Source organism: Clostridia bacterium, from assembly GCA_014360065.1.
Classification (GTDB): Bacteria; Bacillota; DSM-521; order Neomoorellales; family JACIYF01; genus JACIYF01.
On sequence record JACIYF010000237.1, the window covers coordinates 1 to 1,734 of the forward strand.

The 1,734-nt window shown below is 53.4% G+C and carries 2 protein-coding genes; both read left to right on the top strand.

What is annotated here, in order from left to right; all coding sequences use genetic code 11:
• Positions 1–1,006 (top strand): ABC transporter ATP-binding protein (locus tag H5U02_15425; protein MBC7343809.1); only part of this gene is annotated, 1,006 nt, incomplete at its 5' end.
• 137 nt (positions 1,007–1,143) lie between these two features.
• Positions 1,144–1,734, top strand: a 591-nt coding sequence (locus H5U02_15430; protein MBC7343810.1) for a substrate-binding domain-containing protein, incomplete at its 3' end; no start/stop codon positions are given.

The following is a 1,734-nucleotide window of genomic DNA, read 5'->3' on the forward strand; positions in this document are numbered from 1 at the left end:
CACCTTGCTTCGGGTTCTAGGGTTAATCGAGCCGCCCACCCAGGGCAGGCTGTACTGGAAGGGTGAGGTCGTTGGCCCAGCTAATAGGGGCGACTGGTTGAGGTTGCGCCGGAGGATGGCTACCGTATTCCAGGAGACATTGCTTCTCAATGATACGGTTTACGATAATGTAGCCTTGGGGTTGAGGTTTCGTGGGCTAAAGGAAGATGAGGTCCGAACCCGGGTCAACGAGTGGCTAGGGCGGCTAGGAATTACCCACTTGGCCAGGCGAAAGGCCCACGCCCTGTCCGGTGGCGAAGCGCGGCGGGTCAGCTTGGCTCGGGCTTGGGTGCTGGCTCCGGAAATAATCTTCTTGGATGAGCCTTTTAGCAACTTGGACAAGAGTAGCCGTACCGTTCTCCTGAGCGATTTGGCCGAGCTTATTGGCAAGCGGCAGACTACAGTGGTTTTGGTAACCCATGACTTTGCCGACCTTCCTGGTTTAGTCGACCGGGTGCTGGTGTTAATGCATGGGACTATCTATCAGGAAGGCACGGTCAGGGAGGTTTTGACTGCACCGGCCTCGGTAGAAGTGGCTTCATTTGTGGGGATTGATAATCTCATCCCTGGCCTGGTGCTTGAGATGATGAATTCCAACCCTCACAGGCGGTTTTTGGTGGCTCCAGTAACCGCGCCGGCCGCCAAGCTAGTTAGTCTAGATTTAAGCGATCAAGGCCGGAGGGCAGAGACAGGGACGAAAGTTACCTTATGCTTAAGGTCCCAGGATGTTAGCCTGGTGCCTTGGCATGAGGCTTATTGCTCCCAGGATGCAACCAAGCCGGACACCAATCAGATTACCGGGGTTATCAGCCGGCTGGTCCCTACTGAAGGCGGATACCGGGTTGAAGTAGATTGCGGCTTTCCTTTGGTGGCATGGGTAAGTTGGACCCAAAGAGATGAATACTGCCTCCAACCCGGAGACCGGGTTTTATGTTCTTTCAGTTCTTCTTGCCTGCACATTCTTTAACCCTTTCCCTTACCAATGAACTTACTTTTAACATGCCTTTACTTTCCATTTAACTGGCCTCAGCTATACTTAGCCTGAGGCCGAAAAGCTCGGCGGGTTGCAGACTGGCACCCAAAATCCAAGGAGGAGGATGGAGTTTGTTAAACAAGAGGTTCGGTAAGGGAGTGCTGTTGCTGAGTCTGGTTCTGGCGCTGGCAGTGGCAGTAGTAGGTTGCGGTAAGCCAAAGGAAACCCCGTCTGCTGGTGGTAACACTGGCGGAAGCACTTCTGGGGTGACTGGCTCCATTGTTGCTGGCGGATCCACTGCTCTTCAGCCCCTTGTGGATGCTGCGGCCCAGCAGTTTATGGCTAAGAATCCCGGGGCCCAGATTTCGGTTCAAGGTGGGGGTAGCGGTACTGGTTTGACCCAGGTACTCCAAGGCGGTTTTCAGATTGGAAATTCGGACTTATTTGCAGAGGAAAAGCTGAAACCAGAAGAAGCTTCTCAACTAAAGGATCATAAAGTTTGCGTTGTGGCCATGGCAGCTGTGGTACATCCAGAGGTAGGGGCCAAGGTTACTAACCTCACCAAGCAGCAGATGATTGACATCTGGACCGGTAAAATTACCAACTGGAAGGAAGTAGGTGGACCAGACGTTAAAATAACCCTGGTCAACCGGCCGGCTAGCTCTGGGACCCGAGCCACCTTCAAGAAATTTGCATTGGACGGCAAGGAAGAAGCCAAGGGC